At 71.5% G+C, this 18,923-nt stretch carries 14 protein-coding genes; 12 read left to right on the forward strand and 2 right to left on the reverse strand.

Going from position 1 to position 18,923, the window contains the following annotated elements:
- Positions 1–178 precede the first annotated feature (178 nt).
- The 5 genes from OG422_RS22485 (at position 179) to OG422_RS22505 (ending at position 6,952) form a co-directional block, all read left to right on the forward strand.
- Positions 179–2,038 carry an acetolactate synthase large subunit gene (locus OG422_RS22485; protein ID WP_405744836.1) on the forward strand — a complete coding sequence of 620 codons (1,860 nt, stop codon included), beginning with the start codon at positions 179–181 and terminating at the stop codon, positions 2,036–2,038.
- 35 nt (positions 2,039–2,073) lie between these two features.
- On the forward strand, positions 2,074–2,598 hold the full coding sequence (gene ilvN, locus OG422_RS22490) for an acetolactate synthase small subunit (RefSeq protein ID WP_143942544.1): 525 nt from the start codon (positions 2,074–2,076) through the stop codon (positions 2,596–2,598).
- A 151-nt stretch (positions 2,599–2,749) separates the two neighbouring features.
- A complete protein-coding gene (gene ilvC / locus OG422_RS22495; RefSeq protein ID WP_143942543.1) occupies positions 2,750–3,748 on the forward strand; it encodes a ketol-acid reductoisomerase in 999 nt (332 codons plus the stop codon).
- Between the two features lie 279 nt (positions 3,749–4,027).
- Complete coding sequence (gene serA, locus OG422_RS22500; protein ID WP_405744840.1) at positions 4,028–5,623, forward strand: phosphoglycerate dehydrogenase; 1,596 nt, start codon at positions 4,028–4,030, stop codon at positions 5,621–5,623.
- Between the two features lie 297 nt (positions 5,624–5,920).
- Entirely contained in the window at positions 5,921–6,952 is a 1,032-nt protein-coding gene (locus OG422_RS22505) for a PRC and DUF2382 domain-containing protein (RefSeq protein ID WP_405744843.1), read from the forward strand.
- Between the two features lie 223 nt (positions 6,953–7,175).
- Here OG422_RS22505 and OG422_RS22510 read toward each other — a convergent pair whose 3' ends face one another.
- Complete coding sequence (locus OG422_RS22510; RefSeq protein ID WP_405744846.1) at positions 7,176–8,525, reverse strand: helix-turn-helix domain-containing protein; 1,350 nt, start codon at positions 8,523–8,525, stop codon at positions 7,176–7,178.
- Positions 8,526–8,794: 269 nt separating this feature from the next.
- Between OG422_RS22510 and OG422_RS22515 the strand changes: the two genes are divergently transcribed.
- From OG422_RS22515 to OG422_RS22525, 3 genes are all read left to right on the forward strand, one after another.
- Positions 8,795–9,721, forward strand: coding sequence for a proline dehydrogenase family protein (locus tag OG422_RS22515; RefSeq protein ID WP_143942617.1), 927 nt, complete (start codon positions 8,795–8,797; stop codon positions 9,719–9,721).
- Between the two features lie 144 nt (positions 9,722–9,865).
- Positions 9,866–11,497: an L-glutamate gamma-semialdehyde dehydrogenase gene (gene pruA, locus OG422_RS22520; RefSeq protein ID WP_405744850.1), complete on the forward strand. Its 1,632-nt coding sequence runs from the start codon at positions 9,866–9,868 to the stop codon at positions 11,495–11,497.
- Between the two features lie 407 nt (positions 11,498–11,904).
- Positions 11,905–12,036: a hypothetical protein gene (locus OG422_RS22525; protein WP_285229409.1), complete on the forward strand. Its 132-nt coding sequence runs from the start codon at positions 11,905–11,907 to the stop codon at positions 12,034–12,036.
- A 72-nt stretch (positions 12,037–12,108) separates the two neighbouring features.
- On the opposite strand, the gene OG422_RS22530 is transcribed toward OG422_RS22525, so the two are convergent.
- Positions 12,109–13,713 (reverse strand): purple acid phosphatase family protein, encoded by a 1,605-nt coding sequence (locus tag OG422_RS22530; protein WP_405744853.1) that lies wholly within the window; start codon positions 13,711–13,713, stop codon positions 12,109–12,111.
- Positions 13,714–13,841: 128 nt separating this feature from the next.
- Between OG422_RS22530 and OG422_RS22535 the strand changes: the two genes are divergently transcribed.
- The 4 genes from OG422_RS22535 to OG422_RS22550 all read left to right on the forward strand — a co-directional run bounded on the left by OG422_RS22535 (position 13,842) and on the right by OG422_RS22550 (position 18,910).
- On the forward strand, positions 13,842–14,882 hold the full coding sequence (locus OG422_RS22535; RefSeq protein WP_405744855.1) for a 3-isopropylmalate dehydrogenase: 1,041 nt from the start codon (positions 13,842–13,844) through the stop codon (positions 14,880–14,882).
- A gap of 354 nt (positions 14,883–15,236) precedes the next feature.
- On the forward strand, positions 15,237–16,322 hold the full coding sequence (locus OG422_RS22540) for a branched-chain amino acid aminotransferase (RefSeq protein WP_405744858.1): 1,086 nt from the start codon (positions 15,237–15,239) through the stop codon (positions 16,320–16,322).
- A 210-nt stretch (positions 16,323–16,532) separates the two neighbouring features.
- Complete coding sequence (gene ureA, locus OG422_RS22545; protein ID WP_405744861.1) at positions 16,533–17,222, forward strand: urease subunit gamma; 690 nt, start codon at positions 16,533–16,535, stop codon at positions 17,220–17,222.
- On the forward strand, positions 17,219–18,910 hold the full coding sequence (locus OG422_RS22550; RefSeq protein ID WP_405744864.1) for an urease subunit alpha: 1,692 nt from the start codon (positions 17,219–17,221) through the stop codon (positions 18,908–18,910). Before ureA ends, OG422_RS22550 begins: the two co-directional genes overlap by 4 nt.
- Positions 18,911–18,923: the final 13 nt, after the last annotated feature.

Below are 18,923 nucleotides of genomic sequence, written 5' to 3' on the forward strand. Positions count from 1 at the left end.
TGCCATGCGCACCCGAATTCTCGTACTTGGACAGCGCGTCGGCTGAAGCTGGGCAACGATGAAGCCCAACTGACCGCACCGACGCGCTCCCCTCGCTTGCCTCCCGGCACGAGGGGTTTTTTATTGCACCAGACCCCCCAAACCCCGCCAAAACCCTCAGCTTCGAGAAGAGACGCAGATGACCGAGCAGGCCACCGGGGCCCACCATCCGCAGCCGCGGACCCGTCACGCCGGAGGAGCGCACCGCACCGCCGTCGAGCACGTCACGGGTGCGCAGTCCCTCATCCGCTCTCTGGAGGAGGCGGGGGCCGACACGGTCTTCGGCATTCCCGGTGGCGCGATCCTTCCGGCGTACGACCCGATGATGGACTCCGCGAAGGTCCGGCACGTGCTGGTGCGGCACGAGCAGGGCGCGGGCCACGCCGCCGTCGGCTACGCGCAGGCCACCGGCAAGGTCGGTGTCTGCATGGCGACTTCGGGCCCGGGTGCCACCAACCTCGTCACGCCGATCGCCGACGCCCACATGGACTCCGTCCCGCTGGTCGCGATCACCGGTCAGGTCGCCTCCGGCGCGATCGGCACGGACGCCTTCCAGGAGGCGGACATCTGCGGCATCACGATGCCGATCACCAAGCACAACTTCCTGGTCACCGACCCCGCCGAGATCCCGCGGACGATCGCCGAGGCGTTCCACATCGCCTCCACCGGCCGCCCCGGCCCGGTCCTCGTCGACATCGCCAAGGACGCGATGCAGGCGCAGACCACCTTCGCCTGGCCGCCCCACACCGAGCTGCCCGGCTACCACCCGGTGACCAAGCCGCACGCCAAGCAGATCCGCGAGGCGGCCCGGCTGATCGTCGAGTCGAAGCGCCCGGTGCTCTACGTCGGCGGCGGCGTGATGAAGGCGGGCGCCACCGCCGAGCTGAAGGTGCTGGCCGAGCTGACCGGCGCGCCCGTCGCCACCACGCTGATGGCGCTCGGTTCGTTCCCCGACACCCATCCGCAGCACGTCGGCATGCCCGGTATGCACGGCTCGGTCACCGCCGTCACCGCGCTCCAGAAGTCCGACCTGCTGATCACCCTCGGTGCCCGCTTCGACGACCGCGTCACCGGCAAGCTGGACTCCTTCGCCCCGTACGCCAAGGTCATCCACGCCGACATCGACCCGGCGGAGATCGGCAAGAACCGCGTCGCGGACGTGCCGATCGTCGGTGACGCCCGCGAGGTCATCGCCGATCTGATCGTCGCCGTCCAGGCGGAGCACGAGGCGGGCCACCGCGGCGACCACGGCGCCTGGTGGAAGGACCTCAACCGCTGGCGCGAGACGTACCCGCTCGGCTACGAACTCCCCGAGGACGGCAGCCTCGCCCCGCAGCAGGTCATCGAGCGCATCGGCAAGCTCGCCCCGGAGGGCACCATCTACGCCGCGGGCGTCGGCCAGCACCAGATGTGGGCCGCCCACTTCATCGACTACGAACAGCCCTCGACGTGGCTCAACTCCGGCGGCGCCGGGACGATGGGCTACGCCGTCCCCGCCGCGATGGGCGCCAAGGCGGGCATGCCCGACCGCACCGTCTGGGCGATCGACGGCGACGGCTGCTTCCAGATGACCAATCAGGAACTGACCACCTGCGCGCTGAACAACATCCCGATCAAGGTCGCGATCATCAACAACGGCGCGCTCGGCATGGTCCGCCAGTGGCAGACCCTCTTCTACAACCAGCGCTACTCCAACACCGTGCTGCACAGCGGTCCCGACGCCGACCCCGCCGACGGCAAGCCGCGCGGCACCCGCGTCCCGGACTTCGTCAAGCTGTCCGAGGCGATGGGCTGTGTCGCGCTGCGCTGCGAGGACCCGGCCGAGCTGGACTCCGTCATCGCCAAGGCCAACGCCATCAACGACCGCCCGGTCGTGATCGACTTCATCGTCCACGAGGACGCGCAGGTCTGGCCGATGGTGGCCGCCGGCACCTCCAACGACGAGGTCATGGCCGCCCGGGGCGTGCGCCCCGACTTCGGCGACGGCGCGGACGACTGAGCCCAGGACGTCACGGAAGATAGAGAGAAGACGACATGTCCAAGCACACGCTCTCCGTCCTGGTGGAGAACACCCCCGGCATCCTCGCCCGGATCGCCGCGCTGTTCTCCCGCCGCGGCTTCAACATCGACTCCCTCGCGGTCGGTGTCACCGAACACCCCGACATCTCCCGCGTCACCATCGTGGTGAGTGTCGAGTCGCTCCCCCTCGAACAGGTCACCAAGCAGCTCAACAAGCTCGTCAACGTCCTGAAGATCGTCGAGTTGGAGCCGGGCCACGCCATCCAGCGTGAACTCGTCCTCGTGAAGGTCCGCGCCGACAACGAGACCCGTTCGCAGATCGTCGAGATCGTCCAGCTCTTCCGCGCCAAGACCGTCGACGTCTCACCCGACGCCGTCACGATCGAGGCGACCGGCTCCAGCGACAAGCTGGAGGCGATGCTCAAGATGCTCGAACCCTTCGGCATCAAGGAGCTGGTGCAGTCCGGCACGATCGCCATAGGGCGCGGCGCCCGGTCCATCACCGACCGTTCGCTGCGCGCCCTGGACCGCACGGCCTGACCCGCACGGCCTGACCCGCACGGCCTGACCCGCGCGGGCGCCGCCAGGCCGCGGCGCCCGCCCCTCGCCCGCATCGCGAGACCCCGAAACCTTCCGTACCCCGCCCGACGTACTGTGTGGGCAACCAGCTAGATCCAAGGAGATACCCGAAGTGGCCGAGCTGTTCTACGACGCCGATGCCGACCTGTCCCTCATCCAGAACCGCAAGGTCGCGGTCCTCGGTTACGGCAGCCAGGGCCACGCCCACGCGCTGTCGCTGCGTGACTCGGGTGTCGACGTGCGCGTCGGCCTGCACGAGGGCTCCACGTCCAAGGCGAAGGCCGAGGAGCAGGGCCTGCGTGTCGTCACCCCCGCGGAGGCGGCGGCCGAGGCCGACGTCATCATGATCCTGGTGCCGGACCCGATCCAGGCGAAGGTCTACGAGGAGTCCGTCAAGGACAACCTCAAGGACGGCGACGCCCTGTTCTTCGGCCACGGCCTCAACATCCGCTACGGCTTCATCAAGGCCCCGGCCGGTGTGGACGTCTGCATGGTCGCCCCCAAGGGCCCCGGCCACCTGGTCCGCCGTCAGTACGAGGAAGGCCGCGGCGTGCCCTGCATCGCCGCCGTCGAGCAGGACGCCTCCGGCAACGCCTTCGCGCTGGCCCTCTCGTACGCCAAGGGCATCGGCGGCACCCGCGCCGGTGTCATCAAGACCACCTTCACCGAGGAGACCGAGACCGACCTCTTCGGCGAGCAGGCCGTGCTGTGCGGTGGCGCCGCCGCGCTGGTCAAGGCCGGTTTCGAGACGCTGGTCGAGGCGGGCTACCAGCCCGAGATCGCGTACTTCGAGTGCCTGCACGAGCTGAAGCTCATCGTGGACCTCATGTACGAGGGCGGCCTGGAGAAGATGCGCTGGTCGATCTCCGAGACCGCCGAGTGGGGCGACTACGTCACCGGCCCGCGGATCATCACCGACCAGACCAAGGCCGAGATGAAGAAGGTCCTGGGCGAGATCCAGGACGGCACCTTCGCCAACAACTGGATGGCCGAGTACAACGCCGGTCTGCCGAAGTACAACGAGTACAAGAAGGCCGACGAGAACCACCTCCTGGAGACCACGGGCAAGCAGCTGCGCAAGCTGATGAGCTGGGTCGACGACGAGGCGTGAGCATCCGGGTGACGGGGGCCGCGGCACCGCCCGCGACCCCCGTCACCCTTGTGGCCGCGCGCCCGCACGAGCGGGCCGCGGCCGCCTTGTCCACCGCGTAGAACCACGCACGGGTGATCCTTACGCTCCGGCGCAGGAGGAGTCCCGGGCCGCCACTACACTGCCAGGCACAAGCGCGTCAGGCTCACAACGTCGTGCGTCTTCACGCGGCTGCCCCCTTCACCGCCTTCGGCCGTCGGGACGGCCGTCCGCGAAGGACTAGTGAGGACTGAAGACCACGTGAGCACTGCCAGCAAACCCGTCGTACTCATCGCCGAGGAACTGTCGCCCGCGACCGTTGACGCGCTCGGCCCCGACTTCGACATCCGGCACTGCAACGGCGCCGACCGCGCCGAACTGCTGCCCGCCCTCGCCGAGGTCGACGCGATCCTCGTGCGCTCCGCGACGAAGGTCGACGCCGAGGCCATCGCCGCCGCGAAGAAGCTGAAGGTCGTCGCCCGCGCGGGCGTGGGCCTGGACAACGTCGACGTCTCCGCCGCCACCAAGGCCGGTGTGATGGTCGTCAACGCTCCCACCTCCAACATCGTCACCGCCGCCGAGCTGGCCTGCGGTCTGCTGGTGGCCACCGCGCGCAACATCCCGCAGGCCAACACCGCGCTGAAGAACGGCGAGTGGAAGCGGAGCAAGTACACCGGCGTCGAGCTGAGCGAGAAGACCCTCGGCGTGGTCGGCCTCGGCCGGATCGGCGTGCTGGTCGCGCAGCGGATGTCCGCGTTCGGCATGAAGGTCGTCGCCTACGACCCGTACGTCCAGCCGGCCCGTGCCGCGCAGATGGGCGTCAAGCTCCTCTCGCTGGACGAGCTGCTGGAGGTCGCGGACTTCATCACCGTCCACCTGCCCAAGACCCCCGAGACGGTCGGTCTGATCGGCGACGACGCGCTGCACAAGGTCAAGCCGTCGGTCCGGATCGTCAACGCCGCGCGCGGTGGCATCGTCGACGAGACGGCCCTCGCCGCCGCCCTCAAGGAGGGCCGGGTCGCCGGCGCAGGTCTTGACGTGTACGCCTCCGAGCCCTGCACCGACTCGCCGCTGTTCGAGTTCGACCAGGTCGTGGCGACCCCGCACCTCGGCGCCTCGACGGGTGAGGCGCAGGAGAAGGCCGGTATCGCGGTGGCCCGCTCGGTGCGCCTCGCGCTCGCCGGTGAGCTGGTGCCGGACGCCGTCAACGTCCAGGGCGGCGTCATCGCCGAGGACGTCAAGCCGGGGCTGCCGCTGGCCGAGCGGCTGGGCCGGATCTTCACCGCGCTCGCCGGTGAGGTCGCGGTCCGCCTCGACGTCGAGGTGTACGGCGAGATCACCCAGCACGACGTCAAGGTGCTCGAACTCTCCGCGCTCAAGGGCGTGTTCGAGGACGTCGTCGACGAGACGGTGTCGTACGTCAACGCCCCGCTGTTCGCGCAGGAGCGCGGCGTCGAGGTGCGGCTGACGACCAGCAGCGAGTCGGCCGAGCACCGCAACGTCGTCACCGTCCGTGGCACCCTCGCGGACGGCCAGGAGGTGTCGATCTCCGGCACGCTCTCCGGCCACCGCAACACCCAGAAGATCGTCGCGGTCGGGGACCACTCCATCGACCTGGCGCTCGCCGATCACATGGCGTTCCTGCGCTACGGCGACCGCCCCGGCGTGGTCGGCACCGTCGGCCGGATCCTGGGTGAGGCCGGGATCAACATCGGCGGGATGCAGGTCTCGCGGGCGGACGTGGGCGGTGAGGCGCTGGTCGCGCTGACCGTCGACGACACCATCCCGGCGAGCGTGCTCGCGGAGATCTCCGACGAGATCGGCGCCTCGTCGGTGCGCTCCGTGAACCTCGGCTGAGCCGCACCGTTTCCCGACGGGCCCGGATTCCGCTGCGGCGGGGTCCGGGCCCGTTCGCGTGCCGGGGGGCGGGCCGCGAACGGTGCGCGTCCGGCCGGGTGAGCGGCCCGGCGGCTCAGGCCCCCTGCGTTCACCCGAATGGAGTAGTGACCGGGGTGGGCGGGAGCGCCGTCAGGAGCGTCCCGGGGGCCCCGGAGCCGCATGGCGGGCCCGTTCCCGAGTCGCTGCGCGGGTCGGGGCGACGCGCAATGGGAAGTGCGCGTGCCCCCTCCGGCGCGTGCGGAAGGAGAAGACGCCATGAATGCACCCCTGGGTGACACCCCTCAGGACCTCACCGGCCTGAACGTGGTCGATGCGGAGGGCGCCAAGGTGGGATCGGTCCAGCAGGTCTACCGGGACGACGCCACCAACGTCCCGGAGTGGATCACGGTGCGGACCGGGCTGTTCGGCATGAAGGAGACCTTCATCCCGCTTGCCGGGGCCCGGCGGGTCGACGACGAACTGCATGTTCCGCACACGAAGGACACCATCAAGGAGGCGCCGCGGATCGACGCGGACGGGCACCTCGACCCCTCCGAGGAGGATGAGCTCTACCGCCACTACGGGCTGACCCGGCCGGGTACGACCGGAGGCCCCACGGGCGCCGACACCGGCAGTCCGGCCGGTACGCCGGGGACGACCGGGATGAAGGGCACCACCGGTATGGCCGCCGGGACCGCCGCGGGCGGTGCCGCCGGGATGGCCGCCGGGGGCACACGCCGCGCCCGGGCCGGGGAGCGCGACCGCACGATGGCCGAGGGCGAGCGCGCCGCCCGCACCGACCGGCCGATGGCCGGAGCCGGGGCCGGTGGCGGGATGGCGATGTCCCGCGGCCGTGCGGAGGGCGAGGCCGCGCGCACCAAGGAGACCCGTGAACAGACCCCCGAGATCGTGCTCTCCGAGGAGCGGATCCAGATCGGCACCGCGGAGCGCGAGGCCGGCCGGGCGCATCTGCGCAAGCACGTGGTGACCGAGGACGTGCACCGCACCGTCCCCCTCAGCCACGAGGAGGTGCGGCTGGTCCGGGAGAAGATCAGCGACGAGGAGCAGATGCGCGGGCGCACCGCACCGCGGCTCGGCGACGGCGAGGTCGAGGTCGTCCTCCACGAGGAGGAGGCCGTGGTCACCAAGCGGACCGTGCCGGTGGAGCGGGTACGGCTGGAGACCGAGCGGGTCACCGAGCAGAGAGAGATCAACACCGAACTCCGCAAGGAGGAAGTGGAGTTCGACGACGGTATGTCCACCCGTAAGGGAGACCGCAAGGGCCCGGGCCCGGAGCGCCGCCGGTAACCGGGTGGGGCGTCGCACCCGGGAGAGGGGCGGGGGCCGACGCCCGGCCCCCGCCCGCCCGGACGCCTGCGGCACGGAGCGCCGGTGCCTTGGGGGCTCGCCCCGCCCGGGGCGCCCGCGCCAGCGGGGGCGCGGCGCCCTGCCTGACTCCGCCCGGAACCCGGGGCCGCCCGGCACGCCGACGGCCACGCGCATCGGCCCTGACAACCGCGACCGTCGGCCCCTACAACCGCGACGCCTTCAGCCCCATGTGCAGCAACAGCCGGTCCTCGCCGTCGTCCAGGTCGAGGCCGGTGAGCTTCTCCACCCGGCCCAGCCGGTAGTAGAGCGTCTGGCGGTGGATGCCGAGGACCTGGGCGGTGCGGCCGGCCTGCCCCGCGCAGTCGAGGAACGCCTCGGCGGTGCGGGCCAGTTCGGTGTGGGCCGGATCCAGCAGCGGCCGCACGGCGGCGTCCGGGGTCTCGGTGGGCAACGCGGTGAGCAGGCGGTACGAGCCCAGGGCGGCCCATTCGGCGACGGTGCCCAGCCGGGGCTCGGCGCGCGCCGAGCGGGCCGCGTCCAGTGCCTCGTGCCAGGCGCCCGGCAGCGCCGCCAACTCCGTGGTCCCGGCGGCGATTCCGGCGACCCCGGGCCCGAGCCGGGCCTCCTGCGGCGGCTGCGTACGCGCGGCGCCACGGCCCGGCTGCTGCTGTGCGAGGGCGCCCGCGCGAGGGGAGCGCAGCAGATGCTCGGCGACGGTGTGCGCGGGCCCGAGCGCACCCGGCGAGCGCAGCCGCACCAGTGCGGCCAGCGCGGGGGCCGGCTGCCGGGGGCGCGGGGCGGTGAGGACGGGGATGCCGCGGGGCGGGGTCGTGCCGTCCAGCGGGAGCATCCCCGGCGTGTCGGCCGGTGCGCCCGGCCCCTCCGGGTACATCGCGCAGGCGGCCAGCAGCCCGGGCAGGCTCGGCGGCGGCGCGGCATCGGTGTCGGTGGTGTCCCAGGGCAGCACGGCCACCAGCGTCAGCGGCGCGCCCGGGGTGAAGCGCAGGGTGTCGCGGAGCGCGTCGCGCAGCAGGACGGCGCCCGCCGGGCGGTCCGCGGGATGGGCCAGCAGCAGCTCCTGCAGCAGATCGCCCAGCTCCGACCCGGCGCGCGCGTCCTCGGCGAGCAGCGCGCCGATCCGCGACGCGGTCTCCATGGCGTGCTCGATCCGCGGGTCCGGCGGGGTGTCCCGGCCGCCCAGCTCCAGGTCGGTGAGGTGGCCGTCGTCCAGCAGCCAGACATAGCCGTGCACGATGCCGCGGTGGCGTACGGGCAGACAGATCCGGCCTTTGAACACGCCCGCCGCCGGGTCCGGCGGGATACGCAGCGCGGACTTGGCGCGGGCGATCCCGAACGCCTCGAACCAGGCACGCACCGCGGCCGACGAGCGCCGCTGGAGGATCGAACGGGTGCGCACCGGATCCATGACGAGATCGTCGTCGCCTTCGTGCGCACCGAACGCGATCAGCCCGAAATCGCGGTCCTCCAGGGTCGCAGGCGCTCCGAGCGCCGCTGAGATGTCGTCCACGAGCTGCTGGTAGTCGCCCCGCATCCGCCGGCCGTCCCCTTCCGTGTCGCTTGCCGTACCACTCCCCGTGACCGCGCACCGTCATCATCGGCGGCCCGGTGGTGCGGCGGTCTCTCTCGCCGTTGGTTTCATTCTCATACATCTGTCTGAGATCCGGGACACGAAGGCGTGACAGCTGTCGATGGCTGAAAGGTGGCGAGATCCTTAAGTTTCAGGTGGCTCACCTTGCCGCAGCGCCCGCCCCCAAACGGCGCCCGCCCGGCATTTGTCATCCTGAATCGTGGAGGTGCCCCATGCTGGGTCCCGTGCTTCTCGCCGCCGCGCGCAGCGACAGCATCCGCCGCATCGTTGCGGCCGCTCCGATCACCCGCCCGGTGGTCGACCGATTCGTCGCCGGTGAACGGCTCGACCAGTCGATGGCCGTCGTGCGGTCGCTGGCCGCGCGGGGGATGGAGGTCACCCTCGACCACCTCGGCGAGGACATCACCGACCCCTCCGAGGCGCTCCGCAACCGCGACGCCTACCTCCGGCTGACCGAGGCGCTCTCCGAGCAGGACCTCGGCACCAAGGCCGAGATGTCGGTCAAGCTCTCGGCCTTCGGCCAGGCGCTGACCGGCGGCCATGAACTGGCCCTCAAGAACGTCCTCCCGGTGGTCGAGGCCGCCGCCGAGGCCGGTACGACGGTGACCCTCGACATGGAGGACCACACCACCGTCGACTCCACCCTCGCCATCCTCTCGGAGCTGCGCGAGCGCTTCCCGCAGACCGGCGCCGTCGTCCAGTCGTACCTCTTCCGTACCGAGGACGACTGCCACGCGCTGGCCGGCGAGGGCTCCCGGGTCCGGCTGGTCAAGGGCGCCTACAAGGAGCCCGCGACCGTCGCCTTCCAGGACAAGCGCGAGGTCGACAAGGCGTATGTGCGCTGCCTGAAGATCCTCATGGCGGGCGACGGGTACCCGATGATCGGCTCCCACGACCCGCGGATGGTCGCCATCGGCCAGGACCTCGCCCAGCGCAACGGCCGCAAGCCCGGCGACTTCGAGTTCCAGATGCTCTTCGGCATCCGCGAGGCCGAGCAGGAGCGCCTGGTCGCCGAGGGCCACCGGATGCGCGTCTACATTCCGTACGGCACCGACTGGTACGGCTACTTCATGCGCCGCCTCGCCGAGCGCCCCGCCAACCTGGCCTTCTTCCTCCGGTCGCTCGCCACCCGCGGCTGACGGCCCCGGACGGGCCTGCGCGGGTGGATGCTGGAGTGCGGGGCACGATCCCCGCGCCAGCGCCCGCGCCGCCCACCCGCAGCGGCGCTGCGCCGCTCGCACCACGATGGAAACCGACGTCGAAACGAAGGAGGCACGGCCGTCATGGACGCTGTGACCCACGTCCCCGCCCCGTACAACGAGCCGGTGCACGGCTACGCCCCCGGATCCCCGGAGCGGGCTCGCCTGGAGGCCAAGCTCAAGGAGCTCGCCGGTAACCCCATCGAGCTGCCGATGACCATCAACGGCGTCAAGCGGATGGGCGGCGGCGAGCGCTTCGACGTCGTGCAGCCGCACCATCACAAGGCCGTCATCGGCACCTACGCGAACGCCACCAAGGCCGACGCGCAGGAGGCCGTCGACGCCGCCCTGGCCGCCGCCCCGGCGTGGCGCGCGATGTCCTTCGACGACCGCGCGGCGATCCTGCTGAAGGCCGCCGACCTGCTGTCCGGCCCGTGGCGCGAGACCATCGCCGCCTCGACGATGCTGGGCCAGTCCAAGACCGCTCAGCAGGCCGAGATCGACGCGCCCTGTGAGCTCGTCGACTTCTGGCGCTTCAACGTGCACTTCGCGCGGGAACTGCTCCAGGAGCAGCCCCCCATGCAGCCGAACGGTGTCTGGAACCGTCTGGACCACCGTCCGCTGGAGGGCTTCGTCTACGCGATCACGCCCTTCAACTTCACGGCCATCGCGGGCAACCTGCCGACCGCCCCGGCGCTCATGGGCAACGTCGTCGTGTGGAAGCCGTCCCCGACGCAGACCCACTCGGCGATCCTGCTGATGGAGCTGCTGGAGGAGGCGGGCCTGCCCAAGGGCGTCATCAACCTCGTCACCGGTGACGGCAAGGAGGTCTCCGAGGTCGCCCTGCCGCACCCGGAGCTGGCCGGCGTCCACTTCACCGGCTCGACCGCCACCTTCCAGTACCTGTGGAAGGCCGTCGGCGAGAACATCACGAACTACCGCTCCTACCCGCGTCTGGTCGGCGAGACCGGCGGCAAGGACTTCATCGTCGCCCACCCGACCGCCGACCCGGCGATCCTGAAGACCGCCATCACCCGTGGCGCCTTCGAGTACCAGGGCCAGAAGTGCTCCGCGGCCTCCCGCGCCTACGTCGCCCGCTCCACCTGGGACGGCGGCCTGAAGGACGCGCTGGCCGCCGAGATCGACGGCCTCACCATGGGTGACGTCACCGACCTGTCGAACTTCATGGGCGCCGTCATCGACGACCGTTCGTTCGCCAAGAACAAGGCCGCCATCGACCGCGCCCAGGCCGACCCGACCTGCGAGATCGTCGCCGGTGGCACCTACGACGACTCGGTCGGCTACTTCGTCCGCCCGACCGTCATCGTCTGCTCGGACCCGGAGAACGAGGTCTTCAAGACCGAGTACTTCGGCCCGATCATGGCCGTCCACGTCTACGAGGACGCCGACTTCGACAAGACGGTCGAGCAGATGGAGTCCGCGTCGGCCTACGCGCTGACCGGTGCCGTCCTCGCCAAGGACCGGGAGGTCGTCGCCGAGGTCTCCGAGAAGCTCCGCTTCGCGGCCGGCAACTTCTACATCAACGACCGCCCGACCGGCTCCATCGTCGGCCAGCAGCCCTTCGGCGGCGGCCGCGCCTCCGGCACCAACGACAAGGCCGGTTCGAAGTTCAACCTGCTGCGCTGGATGTCCCCGCGCGCCATCAAGGAGACGATGGTCGCGCCGACGGACTACCGCTACCCGCACATGGGCTGACACCCCCGAACACCGGGTGGTGTCCCCCGCACCCCCCGGTGGTCACCGGCCTGCGACCTCCCCCCAGTACGCCGGTGACCCGCGGTTTCCTGCCGCGCGAAGCGCCCCTGGCCTGACCGGCCGGGGGCGCTTCGCGTGGGACCTGGCAGGGGCGTGGGGCGGCCTTTCCGGGCCCCGCCGTCTCAGATAGTAGGAAGACCAAGTACTTGTGCAGACATCACGGCTCCGCTCGCCTAGCGTTGTAGGAGCCGAACGAATCGCTCCATCGAGCGACGGCGGATGTGGCCCGTGCTGAGGGCAGGCGACCCCTGCCGCGCCGGCCCCCGCCCTTCCGGCCTTCCGATTGATGTGCCCCTTTCCGTCCGGCTCGTCCGGGCCGTGGGGCCGAGGCATGGGAGACGTGCATCATGGCCGAGACCGCCGTCCGCAGGACCCGTCACTCCGCCCGCCGTACCAACGAGGCCGACCGCAAGAACGCGGCGGCCGCCCTCCAGCGCGCCCTCGACCGCCGCGACAACGGCGGCGTGACCGGGCACTGAGCCCCGCGAGGGTGCGGCCGGAGCTGCCGCACCCCTTCGCGTGTGCCGCCCGCCGCCTCCCGGCGGCGGTTCCTACCGGACCACCTCGAAGTGATCGATGCGCTCACCGGACTCGGCGAGGGCGGTGACCTTCATCGTGGGCCGGTGACCGGGGACGACCTCGACGGCGAGGAACGAGAAGCCGGTGTACCGGACCCGGGACCACTCCGCGGCTTCCTTCGTCTTCGTGCCGTCCTTCGCCCAGTGGTAGGTGTCCACGTGGTCGAGGTCCTTGGTGTGGCCCTCGTAGCTGTCCGGGACGGGGAAGTCGTAGAGCGCCTTGCCCGCGCCGCCGGCGGTGACGTAGACGATGCCCTCGTGGCGCGGGTCCACCCGCTCGCCCGGGGGCATCTTCTTCGCCACCCGGCCGCCCTGGAGGGCGTCGGTGCGCTCGTAGACGTGGTTGTGGCCGTTGACGACGAGGTCGACGCGGTGCTTCTCGAAGAGCGGCAGCCAGGCGTCGCGGACGCCACCGTCGGAGGCGTGCGCGGTGGTGGTGGAGTACGCACAGTGGTGGAAGAAGACCACGACGAAGTCGATGCCGGGGGTGGCGCGCAGCTCGCCGAGACGCCGGTCGAGCCAGCGGGTCTGGCGGCCGCCGGTGTAGCCCTGGTTGGCGGGGATCTCGTACGAGACGTCGTTGGCGTCCAGCGCGACGACGGCGGTGTTGCCGTAGGTGAAGGAGTAGACACCGGGCGCCGCGTCCGGGTCGGGGCCGTTGCCCGGCAGCGTCCAGCGGGCGCTTTGGCCGCCGTAGCCGTTGGGGGAGTACCACGCCTCCATGTCGTGGTTGCCGGTCGTCACCATCCACGGCACGGACTTCGCCACTGACTCGGTCTGGGCCAGGAACTGGTCCCACACCCGCGCGTCGTAGGTGTCGTGCTCGGAGCCCTGGCCGTCCGGGTCCGCGTAGCAGATGTCACCGGCGTGCAGGTGGAAGGCCGGGTTCTGGCCCAGGATCAGCTGGTCGTTGGCGAGCGCGTGGTAGCTGACGCCCTGGTCGCCGAAGGCGGTGAAGACGAACCTCTCGGCGCGCGCCGGGGCGGTGTGGAAGGTGCCGACGGCTGCGAAGTGGCGCGCGTCCGCCGGGTCGAAGCCGTCGTGGCCTACGCCGTAGTAGTACGTGGTCCCCGGGCGCAGCCCGTCCAGCGCCGCGTGCAGATAGAACTGGTCGACCGCGGGCAGCTGGGGGGACAGTGACGGGGTGTGCAGGTCCCGGACCTCCGCCTGGATCTTGCGGCCCAGGTCCCACGGCTTCAGCCCGACGCGCACATACGGCCGCCGCACGGCGAACGGCACCTGCCAGGAAACGCGCATCTGCGTCTTGGGGTCGGCGCCGAACGCCAGATGGCGGGCGAACGGGGCGACCAGCGAACCGTCCACCGGCGAGGCGGCGCCCGAGGTGAGCAGCGTGGGGGTGGCGACGGGCGTGGCGTGTGCCGAACCGGCCAGCAGCCCGCCCCCGGCGACGGTTCCGGCGGTCACCGCCGAGGAGCGCAGCAGACCCCGCCGGGTCAGCTTGGTCCGCAGGTAGGCGTGCTGTTCGGGCATGCTCATCCGGGCCGCGAGCCGTTCCGGTATGCCCACGCGCGGCAGATGCGAGGGCAGGGGGGCGCTCCCCCGGGAGTCTCCAGTCATGGCCCGAATGTCCCAGCGCGACCCGACCGGAGCGGGTCGGAAAGGTGAACGGTGGCTGACCGGCTCCCCATGTGTCCGCATGGCGGACGCTGCGTGTCAATGAATGGGACGACGAGTAGGGTCCAGGCATGTCTCGCAGCATTCGCCTCGCAGTGATCCCCGGTGACGGTATCGGCCAGGAGGTCGTGGCCCAGGGCCTCAAGGTCCTGTCCGCCGTCCTCCCGCAGGACGTCAAGCTGGAAACCAAGGAGTACGACCTTGGTGCCCGGCGCTGGCACGCGACCGGTGACACCCTCCCCGACGAGGAACTGGCGGCGCTCAAGGAGCACGACGCGATCCTCCTGGGCGCGATCGGCGACCCGTCCGTCCCCTCCGGTGTGCTGGAGCGCGGACTGCTGCTCAAGCTCCGCTTCACCTTCGACCACTTCGTGAACCTGCGGCCGTCGAAGCTGTTCCCGAACACTGCCACGCCGCTGGCCGGGCGTCCCGAGATCGACTTCGTCGTCGTCCGCGAGGGCACCGAGGGCCCGTACACCGGCAACGGCGGCAGCCTCCGCACCGGTACCCCCGCCGAGGTCGCCACCGAGGTCAGCGTCAACACCGCCTACGGTGTGGAGCGGGTCGTCCGGGACGCGTTCGAGCGGGCCAACGCCCGTCCCCGTAAGAAGCTGACGCTGGTCCACAAGAACAACGTCCTGGTCTACGCCGGGCACATGTGGAAGAAGGTCTTCGACAAGGTCGGCGCGGAGTACCCCGAGGTCACCACCGACTATCTGCACGTCGACGCCGCGACGATCTTCTTCGTCACGCAGCCCGAGCGGTTCGACGTCATCGTCACCGACAACCTCTTCGGCGACATCCTCACCGACCTCGCCGCCGCCGTCACCGGCGGTATCGGCCTCGCGGCCTCCGGGAACATCAACCCGACCGGCGAGTTCCCCTCGATGTTCGAGCCGGTGCACGGCTCCGCGCCGGACATCGCGGGCACCGGCAAGGCCGACCCGACCGCCACGATCCTGTCGGTCGCCCTGCTCCTGCGCCACCTCGGTCTGGACGCGGAGGCCGTCCGTATCGAGGAGGCGGTCGCCGCCGACCTGGAGGCCCGCGACGGTGCGGCCCGCACCACCGACGAGATCGGTGACGCGCTCGCCGCACGCGTAGCGGGCTGACGCCCGCGCCGTATCGCCACACCACGGAGCGCCGGGCCCGCGAAGGCCCGGCGCTCCGTGTCCTATATCCCGTGTACATACCACCAGTCCGGTGAGACCATCGCCGGCGAACCGGTCCGTACCGGCGTGCGCCGGTCGACAGGCCCGCGCACGCCCGTTCCGCGCTCGGACACCCGCGAGCGATAATCGGACATGGACCGCCGGCCGCGACGACGAGGCGCCCCTGACGCCAGGGGCCACCCCACGCCCGGGGCGCGCGGCCGCAACAACCGCACCGGTGCCGCACCCCGAGCACTCCCGGCCCCGCCCGCCGGGCCGCCCGGCTCCGGAAGACGCAGTGAAGGACACGCATTCATGACGACGCCCACGATCGAACTCAAGCCCTCCGCGAACCCGCTGTCCGACGCCGAGCGGGAGCGGATCCTTTCGGCCCCGGGCTTCGGCCGGCACTTCACCGACCACATGGTGACGATCAGGTGGACGGAGGGCCGCGGCTGGCACGACGCCCAGCTCGTGCCGTACGCGCCGCTCTCCATGGACCCGGCGAACATGACCCTCCACTACGCGCAGACGATCTTCGAGGGGCTGAAGGCGTACCGCCGCCCCGACGGCAGCGTGGCCACCTTCCGCCCGGACGCCAACGCCCGCCGCTTCCAGGACTCCGCGCGCCGTCTGGGCATGCCCGAGCTGCCCGTCGAGACGTTCATCGCCGCCTGCGACGCGCTCGTCACTCAGGACAAGGCGTGGGTGCCCGCCTCCGGTGAGGAGTCGCTGTACCTGCGGCCGTTCATGATCGCCACCGAGGTCGGGCTGGGCGTCAAGCCCGCCAACGAGTACATGTTCCTCGTGATCGCCTCCCCGGCGGGCGCCTACTTCGGCGGTGGCGTGAAGCCGGTCTCGGTGTGGCTGTCGAAGGAGTACGTCCGCGCGGTGCCCGGCGGCACCGGCGCCGCCAAGACCGGCGGCAACTACGCCGCCTCGCTGGTCGCCCAGGCCCAGGCCGCCGAGCAGGGCTGCGACCAGGTCGTCTGGCTGGACGCGATCGAGCGCCGCTGGATCGAGGAGATGGGGGGCATGAACCTCTACTTCGTCTTCGGCAACCGCATCGTCACCCCGGCGCTGACCGGTTCGCTGCTGCCCGGCATCACCCGCGCCTCGCTGCTCTCCATCGCCGCCGACCTGGGCTACGAGGTCGCCGAGGAGCGGATCAGCGTGGAGGACTGGAAGGCGGGCGCCGCCGACGGCACGCTCACCGAGGTCTTCGCCTGCGGCACCGCCGCGGTGATCACCCCGGTCGGCTCGGTGAAGTCCGCCGACGGTGCCTGGGGCGTCGCCGACGGGCAGCCCGGTGAGGTCACCATGAAGCTCCGCAAGGCGCTGCTGGACATCCAGACCGGCGCCGCCGCCGACCCGCACGGCTGGATGCACCCCCTCGGCTGATCCGTTCCGCCGCACCGGCCGATCGCACACCGGGCCGCCACCCTGCACGGGTGGCGGCCCGCGCTGCGTTCCGGGCCCCACATTATTAGAGCGCTGATCAATAGTGGACATCCGCCTCATCGCCTGTGGCTGTCCCCTCACACGGTAGCTCTTCCGTGCGCCTTCACCGTCAAGTTAGAGTGCTGCTCAAATCGAGCTGGAGGTGTGAGGATGCGGCTGACCCCGACGGAACGCGACCGGCTGCTGCTGTTCGGCGCCGCCGAGCTGGCGCGGGCGCGCCGGGCCCGCGGGGTGCGGCTGAACGTCCCCGAGGCGACCGCGTTGATCGCGGACACGGTCTGCGAGGCGGCCCGTGACGGACGCCGCCTCGCCGAGGCGATCGAGGCGGCGCGTTCCGTGCTCGGCCCGGACGAGGTGCTGCCCGGCGTCGCCGAGGTCGTCACCGAGGTGCATGTCGAGGCGGTCTTCGACGACGGCTCCCGGCTGGCGGTGGTCAGCGATCCGATCCGCGGCGCGGTGCCCGACCCGTACGGACCCGGCGCCGTCCTGCCGGGACCGGCGGATCCGGAGCCCGAACCGGCACTGCGGATCACCGTCCGCAACACCGCGTCGGTGCCGGTCAGCGTCACCTCGCACTTCCACTTCTTCGAGGCCAACCCCCGGCTGGACTTCGACCGTGCCGCCGCCTACGGCATGCGGCTGTGCGTCCCGGCGGGCTCGTCCGTGCGGTTCGACCCCGGCGGCACCGCGGAGGTCGGGCTGGTGCCGATCGGCGGCGACCGCATCGCGATCGGCTTCGCCGGACTCGTCGACGGGCCGCTGGACGCGCCGGGGGCCAAGGCCGAAGCGCTGCGGCGGGCGCACGCCTGCGGTTACCTGGGAGCGGAGGAGCACTCATGACCGGCATGGACCCCCACGAGTACGCGTCGGTGCACGGCCCGCGCGCCGGTGACCGCGTCGTCCTCGGCGACTCCGGGCTCGTCGTCCGCGTCGAGTCCGACGCCCAGCAGCCGGGCGACGAATTCCTCGCCGGGTTCGGCAAGACCGCCCGCGACGGGCTCCACCTCAAGGCCGCCGCCGTCCGCGACACCTGCGACATCGTGATCAGCAACGTCCTGGTCATCGACGCCGTCCAGGGCATCCGCAAGGTCTCCATCGGCATCCGCGAGGGGCGGATCGCCGCCATCGGGCGGGCCGGTAACCCGGACACCCTCGACGGCGTCGACGTCGTCGTCGGCACCGGCACCACCATCGTCTCCGGCGAGGGCCTGATCGCCACCGCGGGCGCCGTCGACACCCATGTCCATCTGCTCTCCCCGCGGGTGATGGAAGCCTCGCTCGCCTCCGGCGTCACCACGATCATCGGCCAGGAGTTCGGGCCGGTCTGGGGCGTCGGAGTCAACTCGCCGTGGGCGCTGGGCCGGGCGTTCGGCGCGTTCGACGCCTGGCCGGTCAACATCGGCTTCCTGGGCCGCGGTTCGTCCTCCGGCGAGGCGCCGCTGGTCGAGGCGCTGGCCGAGGGCGGCGCCTGCGGCTTCAAGGTCCACGAGGACATGGGCGCCCACACCCGCGCCCTGGACACCGCGCTGCGCGTCGCCGAGGAGCACGACGTCCAGGTCGCGCTGCACAGCGACGGCCTGAACGAATGTCTCTCCGTCGAGGACACCCTCGCCGTCCTGGAGGGCCGCACCATCCACGCCTTCCACATCGAGGGCTGTGGCGGCGGGCACGTCCCCAACGTCCTGAAGATGGCGGGCGTCCCGAACGTCATCGGCTCCTCCACCAACCCCACCCTCCCCTTCGGGCGGGACGCCGTCGCCGAGCACTACGGCATGATCGTCTCCGTCCACGACCTCAAGACCGACCTGCCCGGCGACGCCGCCATGGCCCGCGACCGCATCCGCGCCGGGACGATGGGCGCCGAGGACGTCCTCCACGACCTGGGCGCCATCGGCATCACCTCCTCCGACGCGCAGGGCATGGGCCGTGCCGGGGAGACCGTCCGCCGGACCTTCGCGATGGCCGGGAAGATGAAGGCGGAGCTGGGGCCCCTCGACGGCGACGGGCCGCACGACGACAACGCCCGGGTGCTGCGCTACCTCGCCAAACTCACCCTCAACCCGGCCCTCGCGCACGGCCTGGCGCACGAGATCGGGTCGATCGAGACCGGCAAGATGGCGGACATCGTGCTCTGGCAGCCGCGGTTCTTCGGCGCCAAACCGCAGCTGGTGCTGAAGTCCGGGTTCCCCGCGTACGGCGTCACCGGCGACCCGAACGCCGCCACCGACACCTGCGAACCGCTCGTGCTGGGCCCGCAGTTCGGCGCGCACGGTGCCGCGCCCGCGGAGCTGTCCGTCGCCTTCGTCTCCCGCGCCGCGGCCGAGGCGGGCGGCGACCACCTGCCCACCCGCCGCCGCCGGGTCGCCGTCCGCGGCACCCGCGGCATCGGCCCCGCCGACCTCGTCCACAACTCCCGGATCGGCGAGGTGCAGGTCGACGCCCGCAGCGGGCTGGTCACCCTCGACGGCGAGGCGATGCGCTCCGACCCGGCCGAGACCGTCTCCCTCTCCCGCCTGTACTTCCTGTGAGCCGCCGGGCCCG

This window comes from Streptomyces sp. NBC_01525, assembly GCF_045040405.1.
Taxonomy (GTDB): domain Bacteria; phylum Actinomycetota; class Actinomycetes; order Streptomycetales; family Streptomycetaceae; genus Streptomyces; species Streptomyces benahoarensis.

Coding starts and splice junctions, on each gene's coding strand:
- OG422_RS22485 (WP_405744836.1), top strand. CDS start 179: ATGACCGAGCAGGCCACCGGGGCCCACCATCCGCAGCCGCGGACCCGT.
- ilvN (WP_143942544.1), top strand. CDS start 2,074: ATGTCCAAGCACACGCTCTCCGTCCTGGTGGAGAACACCCCCGGCATC.
- OG422_RS22505 (WP_405744843.1), top strand. CDS start 5,921: ATGAATGCACCCCTGGGTGACACCCCTCAGGACCTCACCGGCCTGAAC.
- OG422_RS22510 (WP_405744846.1), bottom strand. CDS start 8,525: ATGCGGGGCGACTACCAGCAGCTCGTGGACGACATCTCAGCGGCGCTC.
- OG422_RS22515 (WP_143942617.1), top strand. CDS start 8,795: ATGCTGGGTCCCGTGCTTCTCGCCGCCGCGCGCAGCGACAGCATCCGC.
- pruA (WP_405744850.1), top strand. CDS start 9,866: ATGGACGCTGTGACCCACGTCCCCGCCCCGTACAACGAGCCGGTGCAC.
- OG422_RS22525 (WP_285229409.1), top strand. CDS start 11,905: ATGGCCGAGACCGCCGTCCGCAGGACCCGTCACTCCGCCCGCCGTACC.
- OG422_RS22530 (WP_405744853.1), bottom strand. CDS start 13,713: ATGACTGGAGACTCCCGGGGGAGCGCCCCCCTGCCCTCGCATCTGCCG.
- OG422_RS22535 (WP_405744855.1), top strand. CDS start 13,842: ATGTCTCGCAGCATTCGCCTCGCAGTGATCCCCGGTGACGGTATCGGC.
- OG422_RS22540 (WP_405744858.1), top strand. CDS start 15,237: ATGACGACGCCCACGATCGAACTCAAGCCCTCCGCGAACCCGCTGTCC.
- ureA (WP_405744861.1), top strand. CDS start 16,533: ATGCGGCTGACCCCGACGGAACGCGACCGGCTGCTGCTGTTCGGCGCC.
- OG422_RS22550 (WP_405744864.1), top strand. CDS start 17,219: ATGACCGGCATGGACCCCCACGAGTACGCGTCGGTGCACGGCCCGCGC.